This is a genomic window from Planctomycetota bacterium (genome assembly GCA_035574235.1).
Classification (GTDB): domain Bacteria; phylum Planctomycetota; class MHYJ01; order MHYJ01; family JACPRB01; genus DATLZA01.
Map to the genome: position 1 here is coordinate 1 of DATLZA010000085.1, position 8,770 is coordinate 8,770.

Sequence of the window (8,770 nt, forward strand, 5' to 3'; positions counted from 1 at the left end):
CGGTGGCGATCCCCGAGGGGCTGATCGTTCCCGTCGTGCGGCACTGCGAGGAGAAGAGTTTCCTGGGGCTCGTGCGGGCGATCAACGACGTGGCCGAGCGCGCCCGGACCAAGAAGCTCACGCTGGACGACGTCCAGGGGGCGACCTTCACGATCACGAACCCCGGCAACTTCGGGGCGATCATGTTCACGCCGATCATCAACCAGCCGAACGTCGCCATCCTCGGGATCGGCACGGTGCAGAAGCGGCCGGTCGTCGTCCAGGACGCGATCGCCATCCGTCCCATGGTGAACCTCTGCCTGTCGTTCGATCACCGGCTGGTGGACGGCATCGACGCGGAGCGCTACATGGCCCGGCTCAAGGAGATCCTTCAGGCATGGACGCTGCCCCTCAAGTGACCGGGCGCAAGCCGCCCTGGCTGAAGGTGCGGCTTCCGACCGGGGAAGGGTACCGCACGACGCTCCGGGTGGCCCGGGAGAAGCGGCTTCACACGGTGTGCGAGGATTCGCTCTGTCCGAACATCGCCGAGTGCTGGGGCCGCAAGACCGCGACGTTCATGATCCTGGGCGACATCTGCACGCGCTCCTGCGGCTTCTGCGCGGTGAAATCGGGGCGGCCCACGGAACTCGACCTCGAGGAGCCGCGGCGCACGGCCGAGGCGATCCGGGAGCTGGGGATCCGTCACGCCGTGATTACGAGCGTCAACCGCGACGAGCTGGAGGACGGCGGGGCGTCGATCTTTGCGGAAACGATCCGCCAGATCCGCCTCCTTTCCCCGGGGACGCGCGTGGAGGTTCTGACGCCGGATTTTCTGGGAAAGCTCCACGCGCTCGAAAAGGTCTGGGAGGCCCGTCCGGACGTCCATGCGCACAACATCGAGTGCGTGCCGCGCCTCCAGCGGCAGGTCCGCAGCGCCGCCACCTACGAGCGCTCCCGGAAGGTCCTGGAAGAGACCCGGAAGCGGGGGATTCCGACCAAGACGGGGCTCCAGGTGGGACACGGGGAGACCTGGGACGAGATCCTCGCCGTGCTCGACGACCTGGCGACGATCCGCCTGGACATTCTGACGATCGGGCAGTATCTGCGGCCGACCGCGGAGCATCTTCCGGTCCGCCGCTATTACACGCCGGAGGAGTTCGCCCGCCTGGCGGAGGAGGCGCGCGCCCGGGGAATCCGCTACGTCCAGTCGGGACCGCTCGTGCGCAGCTCCTACCGGGCGGAGGAGCCGTTCGAGGGCGCCGGGCCGTGAAGCCGCGCGTCTCCGAGAAAAAATTTGCGCCGGGGCCCCAATTCCTTGACACGGTCCGCCGGGGTTGATAGAACGCCCGTCGCCATGGTTCCCTACCTTCCGCGCGAAATTTTCCTGACCAAGGGCGTGGGCCGTCATAAGGAGCGCCTCGCCAGCTTCGAAGAGGCGCTGCGCGACGCCAAGATCGCCCGGTTCAACCTGACGCACGTTTCGAGCATTCTGCCGCCGCAGTGCAAGATCGTGCCCGTGAACAAGGGGCTCCAGCGCCTCAAGAGCGGGCAGGTGATCGCGGTGGTCATCGCCCGGAACGAGACCAACGAGAACCGCCGCCTCGTGGCGTCCTCGATCGGCGTCGCCATTCCCGCCGACAAGAACCAGTACGGCTACCTCTCGGAGCACCACAGCTTCGGCGAGACCGAGGAGCAGGCCGGCGAGTACGCCGAGGACCTGGCCGCCTCCATGCTGGCGACGACCCTGGGGCTCGACTACGAAACGAGCGCCACGTGGGACCAGCGCGAAGAGCAGTGGAAGATCTCCGGGAAGATCGTCAAGACGATGAACATCACCCAGTCGGCCCAGGGGATCGGGGGGCTCTGGACCACGGTGATCGCGGCGGCGGTGCTCGTCCCATGAGGGCCTCCACGTCGTCCTTCCCGCCTCCCGCCGAACCTTCCGGCGTGTGTCCCGAAACCGCGGACCGGAACCTCCGTCCGGGGCGTCGGGCCGGCCGCTGATCGTTGCGCCCGCCCCCTTCGTCGTGGAAAATGGCTCCCTCTTTCTTTCGAGCGCGCGAACGATGAGTGTGAGGCCGCCCGCCGTGGCGGGCTCCTTCTATCCGGCCGAGGCGCAGGAGCTCCGCCGCGCCGTCGCGGAAGCTCTGGGATCCCCGCCCCCGGCCCGCGAGCGCGTCCTGGCGGCGATCGTGCCCCACGCGGGATACGCCTACTCGGGCCGCGTGGCCGGCGCCGTCTACGCCCGGATCGAAATTCCCCGCGAGGTCGTCCTTCTGGCCTTCAACCACCGGGGAAGGGGAAAGCCCTTCGCGCTCTGGCCCGAGGGGGCGTGGAGGACGCCGCTCGGGGACGTGCCGGTGGACGGCCGGCTCTCCCGCGCGCTGCGCGAGGCCTTCCTGCCGGCCGAGTTCGACGAGGCCGGCCATGCGGGGGAACACTCCGCCGAAGTGCAGCTTCCGTTCCTCCAGGTCCTGCGTCCCGACGTCCGGATCGTCCCCGTGGCCCTCACGGTGGGACTGGAGGATCGGTCGTTTTTGCAGCTGGCCGCCTTCGGGCGGGCGCTGGCGCGTGTGCCGGGGGATTTTCTCGTCGTGGCCTCCACGGACCTCAACCATTACGAGGATCAGGAGACGACGCTCCGGAAGGACGCCGCCGCGATCCGGGCCCTCGAGCGGCTGGACGCGGAGGAGCTGCGCCGGGTCATCGTCCGCGAGGAGGTCTCCATGTGCGGCTTCGCGCCCGCCTTCGCCGTCGCGGCGTACGCCCGCGCCCGGGGCGCCGCCGCCGCGCGCACGATTGTTCACGCCACCAGCGGCGACGTCTCGGGCGACTTCGCCCGCGTGGTCGGATATGCCGGTTTGATCGTTCCCTTCGGAAAGTGAACCCCGCCATGTGGAAACTGAAGCGCACCCATACCTGCGGCGAGCTGCGCCCCGAGCACGTCGGACAGACGGTCGTCCTCAACGGGTGGGTCGACACCCGCCGCGACTTCGGCGGGCTCGTTTTCGTGGATCTGCGGGACCGGTACGGCAAAACCCAGATTCTCTTCAGTCCCGACCGGGCCGCCGCGACGCACGGAATCGCCTCGCGCCTGCGGCCGGAAACGGTCATCGCCGTCCGGGGGCTTGTCCGCCGCCGCGAGCCGGGCACCGTCAACCGGAAGATCCCCACCGGCGAGATCGAGATCGACGCCCTGGAGATCGAAGTTCTCAACGAGGCGAAGACCCCTCCGTTCGAAATCGGCGACCGCGTCAGCGTTTCCGAGGAGGTCCGTCTCCAGTACCGGTTCCTGGACCTCCGCCGGCCGTTCATGCAGCGCAACATCATGACCCGCCACCGGATCGTCCAGGTCATCCGCGAATACATGGACGCCCAGGGGTTCCTGGACATCGAGACTCCGTACATGGTGAAGTACACCCCCGGGGGCGCCCGCAACTTCGTCTGCCCGAGCCGGCTCTACCCGGGGAAGTTCTTCGCGCTGGCCGAGTCCCCCCAGATCTTCAAGCAGCTCTTCATGGTGAGCGGCCTGGACCGGTACTACCAGATCGCCCGCTGCTTCCGGGACGAAGACCTGCGTGCGGACCGGCAGCTCGAGTTCACCCAGCTGGACCTCGAGATGTCCTTCGTGGACCGCGAGGACGTCATGGCCGTCGTGGAAGGCGCGGTGGCCGCCGTCTGGAAGCGGTGCCTGGGGGTGGACCTTCCCCGCCCGTTCCCGAGGATCGGCTACGACGAGGCGATGCGCGATTACGGGAGCGACAAGCCCGATCTCCGCTTCGGTCTGAAGATCGGGGACGTCTCCGACCTCGTGCGGGATTCGGAGTTCAAGGTCTTCTCCGAAACGGTGCGCCGCGGGGGCGTGGTCCGGGGGGTGTGCGCGCCGGGAGGCGGAACCTTCTCGCGCAAGGAAGTGGAGGGTCTGGAGACCTACTGCAAGGGAATCGGCGCCAAGGGGCTGGTCTCCCTCAAGCTCGAGGCGGGCGCCTATTCGGGTCCTTCCGCCAAGTTCTTCACGCCCGATCAGGTCGACGCCCTGGCGCGGCGCCTGGGGGCGCGTCCGGGGGATCTTCTCCTCTTCGTGGCCGACGAGGAAGAGCGGGCCGCCGCCGTGATGGGAGGGCTGCGCCTGGTCCTGCGCGACAAGCTCAAGCTCGCGCGGGAAGGGGAGTGGGCCTTCTGCTGGGTGGTCGATTTCCCGATGTTCGAGGTGGGGGAGGACGGCAAGGTCGGCGCCAAGCACCATCCGTTCACTTCTCCCAAGGACGAGTACCTCGACACGCTGGAGCAGGAGCCCTTCAAGGTCCGGGCCAAGGCCTACGATCTGGTTCTTAACGGCGTGGAGCTCGGAGGAGGGTCGATCCGGATCCACCGGCGGGACATCCAGCAGCGCATCTTCAAGCTCCTGGGCCTTTCGGAGGAATACATCCGCGACCGGTTCGGATTCCTGCTGGACGCGTTCGAATACGGAGCGCCGCCCCACGGCGGGATCGCCCTCGGGATCGACCGGCTGGCGATGCTGGTCCTGGGCCTGGACAACATCCGGGACGTGATTACGTTCCCGAAAACGCAGTCCACGCTGGACCTCATGACGGGTGCTCCGGGCACGATCCCGGACAAACTCCTCAAGGAGCTGCACATCCGGGTCGTGGAATAGGTCGCGGCCGTCAGGTTCGAAGCGGCGCCAGCCGGCGGGCGATCTCTTCCAGCGCGACGCCCCGGGCGAGGTCTTCGGCGTAGGTCCCCAGCGGGACCAGCACCGAGCGCGCCCGCGGGGGCGGAGCGTCTTTGACCGTCACCGCCATCCGAAGGTCTCCGTCTTCGAAGCATACGAGCCGCACGAGGCCGCGACCCGCGATTTGCGCGGCCGCCTCGAAGACCTTCCGCTGGGGTTCCGTGAGGTCCTTGTACGTCCGGCGGGGAAGGCCGGACGGGATGTCGACGATTCCCGGCTGGTCGGGCAGTCCGTGGTCCGAGCGCAGGCTTCCGTAGGGGAGCGGAACCGGCGGGGGCTCGGCTTCGATGACCCGCACGACGATGCCGCAGTGGCCGTCCATCAGGCTCACCCGCGTGAGGCCCATCGCCTCGATTTCCGGCCGGCCCAGCGGTACGGATTCCGCCGCGGCCGGGTTCTCCACGAGCACCAGGCAGAGGTCGCGTTCCGCGAAGGAGGCGACGTGGATCCGGCAGGCCTCCACCGCCCGGCGCACGGCCTCCAGGAAGCCGTCCGCGCCGGGTTCCGCCCCTTTGAGCATGATCCGCGCCGAGTCGTCCCGCTGAAGCACGGAGGCCACGCGGGGACCTTCCTTGTAGACCCCTTTGAGGATGTTTTCGGGCATGTCCTTCGTTCCTTCCCTGTTCCCTCCGTTACCCGTGGAATGTTAGCATACGAACCATGCGCCGGGCGGTTCTCTTGGCGGTTCTGGCGGGATCCTGCGCGCCGGCCCCGGCGCCCGCCCGCCCTCTTCGGGAGTTCCGCGGCATCGTTCACTGCCACACGCTTTACTCGCACGACTCCCGCGGGACGTACGAGGAAATCCTGGCGGCCGCCCGGGCCGCCCGCATCGATTTCGTCTGCATCACCGATCATCCTCCCAAGGGGGACGCCGGCCGGTCGCTCCGGGAAGGATGGCGCGGAATGCGCGAGGGCGTCCTTTTCATTCAAGGCCACGAGCTGGCCGGTTCCAACCTTCTGGCTCTCGGGATCCGGGAACCCGTTCCCTCGGGCTCGATTCCCGAGAGAATCGCCGCGATCCGCCGCCAGGGGGGCGTGGCTCTGGTTTCGCATCCGGAAGAGGTTCGGGACTGGGAGACGTATCGCCAGGCCGACGGCATGGAGATCTACAACGTCCACGCCGCCTGGAAGCGCCGCCAGGGGGACCTGGGGTTTTACGCGCAGGCGCTCCGGATGCTCAAGGAGGATCCGGAGCGCATCTTCCGGCTGCTTCAGCAGCTCGATCCGGAGGTTCAGGCGCGTTGGGAAGAGGCCGCCCGGGGCCGATCCTTCGCGGCGGTCGCCGGCAACGACGCGCACCAGAACGTCCGTCTCGGAGGGCTCCAGGTAGACCCCTACGAGCGCTCGTTCCGGTTCGTCTCCACGCACGTGTGGGCGGAAGATCGGACGGAGGAGTCGATTCTGGAGGCGATCCGGCGGGGGCGGTGTCACGTGGCCTTCGCCGCGGAGGGGCCGCCGCCGGAGCCCCCGGGGGGACCGGTTCCCCGGGTGATCGAGCGGGGCGGGCGGCCCTGGCTCGTCTTCGGCGGCGAACCGCGCCGGTGCGACCTTGACTGGCCCCGACCGATGCAGTAGGATTCCAGCCCCAATGCCCGTCCGCGTCACGCTTCCCGACGGCTCGGTTCGCGAATTTCCGGACGGCGCCACGGCCCTGGACGTGGCCCGCTCCATCGGTCCGGGTCTGGCCCGCGCGGCGATCGCCGCCCGGGTGAACGGGGAAGTCTGGGATTTTCACCGGCCCCTGCCGCGGGAATGCCGCGTGGAGATCCTGAAGGAAGACCAGCCCGAAGGGCTCGAGGTGATCCGCCATTCCGCCGCTCACATCATGGCCGGGGCGGTCCGGCGGCTCTACGGGCCGGGGGTGAAGTTCGGCTACGGCCCGCCCGTCGAGGACGGCTTCTACTACGACATGGAATTCCCCGAGGGGGTGAAGATCTCCGAGGAGGATCTGGCGCGCATCGAGGCGGAATGCCGCAAGATCATTGAAGCGGACTATCCCTTCGAGCGGCAGGACCTGCCCAAGGAGGAGGTCGTCCGCCGGATGCGGGAACTCGGCCAGCCGTACAAGGTCGAGACCCTCGAGAAGGACATTCAGGATCCGACCGCGTCGATCTACACGGACGGGGACTTCACGGACCTCTGCGAGGGTCCCCACGTGCCCTCGACGGGCCGGGTTCGCGCGCTCAAGCTCACCAAGGTGACCGGCGCCTACTGGAAGGGGGACGCCCGGAACCGGATGCTGACCCGGATCTACGGGACGGCCTGGCATTCCCCCAAGGCGCTGGAGGAATATCTGCGGCGGATCGAGGAAGCCCGCAAGCGGGACCATCGCCGGCTGGGCCAGGAGCTGGAACTTTTCATGTTCCACGACTGGTCGCCCGGGGCGGTCTTCTTCCTGCCGAAGGGCGCCGTGATCTACAACGAGCTCGTGACGTTCCTGCGCGAGGAATACCGCAAGCGGGGATTCGAGGAAGTGGTGACGCCCCAGCTGTACAACAAGGCGCTCTGGGAGCTGTCGGGACACTGGGAGCACTATCGGGAGAACATGTTCCTGCTCAAGGTGGACGAGGAGGACTTCTCCCTCAAGCCCATGAACTGTCCGAGCCACGTGCTCCTCTTCAAGCACCGGCGCCGGAGCTACCGCGAGCTTCCGATGAGGATCGCGGATTTCTGCCCGTTGCACCGCAACGAGGTGAAAGGAGTCCTCTCGGGCATGACCCGGGTGCGCAAGTTCGAGCAGGACGACGCGCACATCTTCTGCACCGAGGAGCAGATCGGGCCGGAGATCGCGGGCCAGATCGATTTCGTCAACTACGTCTACCGGGACGTGTTCCGGATGCCCTTCACGGCCAAGCTTTCCACGCGGCCGGAGCGGTTTCTCGGGTCGGTCGAGGTGTGGGACCGGGCGGAGGCGGCCCTGGAGAAGGCGCTGCGGGATCACGGCGTGGAGTTCTCCGTCAACAAGGGGGATGGGGCCTTCTACGGGCCGAAGATCGACTTCGACATCAAGGACGCCCTGGGGCGGGCCTGGCAGCTGGCCACGATTCAGCTCGATTTCCAGCTCCCGCTGCGGATGGGCGTGGAGTACGAGGGGGCCGACGGCCGGCGTCACGTCCCGGTGATGATTCACCGCGCAGTGCTGGGGAGCCTCGAGCGGTTCATCGCGGTTCTGATCGAGCACTACGGGGGCGAATTCCCGCTGTGGCTGGCGCCCGTCCAGGCGGCGGTGATTCCCGTGTCGGAGAAGGAACACGAATACGCCCGGGAGGTGCTCGGAAAGCTCCGGGCGGCGGGCCTGCGCGCCGAAATTGATTTGTCCGGGGAAAGGGTCTCGTATAAGATTAGGGCCCACGAGCTCCGGAAGGTCCCGTATATGGCCGTGGTGGGGCCCCGGGAAGCCCAGGCGGGGACGGTCGCCGTCCGCGCGCGCCGGAAGGGAGACCTGGGGCCGGTGAAAGTCGAGGATTTCGTTTCCGAATTGAGGAGGGACGTTGCCGCCAAGAATCCCCTTTAGGCGCGAGCCGCCGCCGCGCGACGAGCACCGCATCAACGAGCGCATCCGGGTGCCCCGGGTGAAGCTCGTGGACGAGAACGGCGTGATGCTGGGCGAAATGCCCACGGATCAGGCCCGGCAGATCGCCCGCGAGCGCGGCTACGACCTCGTCGAGGTCGCCGCGGACGCGCGGCCGCCCGTCTGCAAGCTGCTCGATTACGGGAAGTACAAGTACGAGCAGAAAAAGAAGCAGAAGAAGTCCAAGCACAAGCAGCACGTGCAGCAGGTCAAGGAGGTGCGGATGCGCCCCCTGACCGACGAGCACGATCTGGTGGTGAAGATCCGCAAGGCCCGGGAGATCCTGGAGCACGGGGACAAGGTGCTCGTGACGGTCTTCTTCCGGGGACGCGAGCAGGCCCACAAGGAGATCGGGCGGGCGCTCATGGAGCGGATCAAAAAGGACGTGGACGATCTCGCCAAGGTCGAGCACGACGTGACGATGCAGGGGCCGCGGATGCAGATGACGCTTTTGCCGAAGCCGGGGGTCAAGCCGAAGTCCAAAC

The 8,770-nt window shown here is 67.7% G+C and carries 9 protein-coding genes; 8 read left to right on the plus strand and 1 reads right to left on the minus strand.

Going from position 1 to position 8,770, the window contains the following annotated elements; all coding sequences use genetic code 11:
- The 5 genes from VNO22_07350 to aspS all read left to right on the plus strand — a co-directional run.
- A partial coding sequence (locus VNO22_07350; protein HXG61170.1) for a 2-oxo acid dehydrogenase subunit E2 occupies window positions 1–398 on the plus strand: 398 nt, incomplete at its 5' end.
- On the plus strand, window positions 377–1,249 hold the full coding sequence (gene lipA / locus VNO22_07355) for a lipoyl synthase (GenBank protein HXG61171.1): 873 nt from the start codon (window positions 377–379) through the stop codon (window positions 1,247–1,249). The genes VNO22_07350 and lipA, both read left to right, overlap by 22 nt.
- A gap of 84 nt (window positions 1,250–1,333) precedes the next feature.
- Window positions 1,334–1,882: an arginine decarboxylase, pyruvoyl-dependent gene (locus VNO22_07360; protein HXG61172.1), complete on the plus strand. Its 549-nt coding sequence runs from the start codon at window positions 1,334–1,336 to the stop codon at window positions 1,880–1,882.
- A gap of 169 nt (window positions 1,883–2,051) precedes the next feature.
- The gene (gene amrB, locus VNO22_07365) at window positions 2,052–2,864 is read left to right on the plus strand and encodes an AmmeMemoRadiSam system protein B (protein ID HXG61173.1); all 813 of its coding nucleotides are present in this window, start codon (window positions 2,052–2,054) and stop codon (window positions 2,862–2,864) included.
- A gap of 17 nt (window positions 2,865–2,881) precedes the next feature.
- On the plus strand, window positions 2,882–4,636 hold the full coding sequence (gene aspS, locus VNO22_07370; GenBank protein ID HXG61174.1) for an aspartate--tRNA ligase: 1,755 nt from the start codon (window positions 2,882–2,884) through the stop codon (window positions 4,634–4,636).
- 10 nt (window positions 4,637–4,646) lie between these two features.
- On the opposite strand, the gene VNO22_07375 is transcribed toward aspS, so the two are convergent.
- Complete coding sequence (locus VNO22_07375) at window positions 4,647–5,318, minus strand: hypothetical protein (protein ID HXG61175.1); 672 nt, start codon at window positions 5,316–5,318, stop codon at window positions 4,647–4,649.
- A 56-nt stretch (window positions 5,319–5,374) separates the two neighbouring features.
- Here VNO22_07375 and VNO22_07380 point away from each other — a divergent pair, with 56 nt between their 5' ends.
- From VNO22_07380 to infC, 3 genes are all read left to right on the plus strand, one after another.
- Window positions 5,375–6,289, plus strand: coding sequence for a hypothetical protein (locus tag VNO22_07380; GenBank protein ID HXG61176.1), 915 nt, complete (start codon window positions 5,375–5,377; stop codon window positions 6,287–6,289).
- Between the two features lie 13 nt (window positions 6,290–6,302).
- Complete coding sequence (gene thrS / locus VNO22_07385; GenBank protein HXG61177.1) at window positions 6,303–8,228, plus strand: threonine--tRNA ligase; 1,926 nt, start codon at window positions 6,303–6,305, stop codon at window positions 8,226–8,228.
- Window positions 8,206–8,770, plus strand: a 565-nt coding sequence (infC, locus tag VNO22_07390; GenBank protein ID HXG61178.1) for a translation initiation factor IF-3, incomplete at its 3' end; no start/stop codon positions are given. The genes thrS and infC, both read left to right, overlap by 23 nt.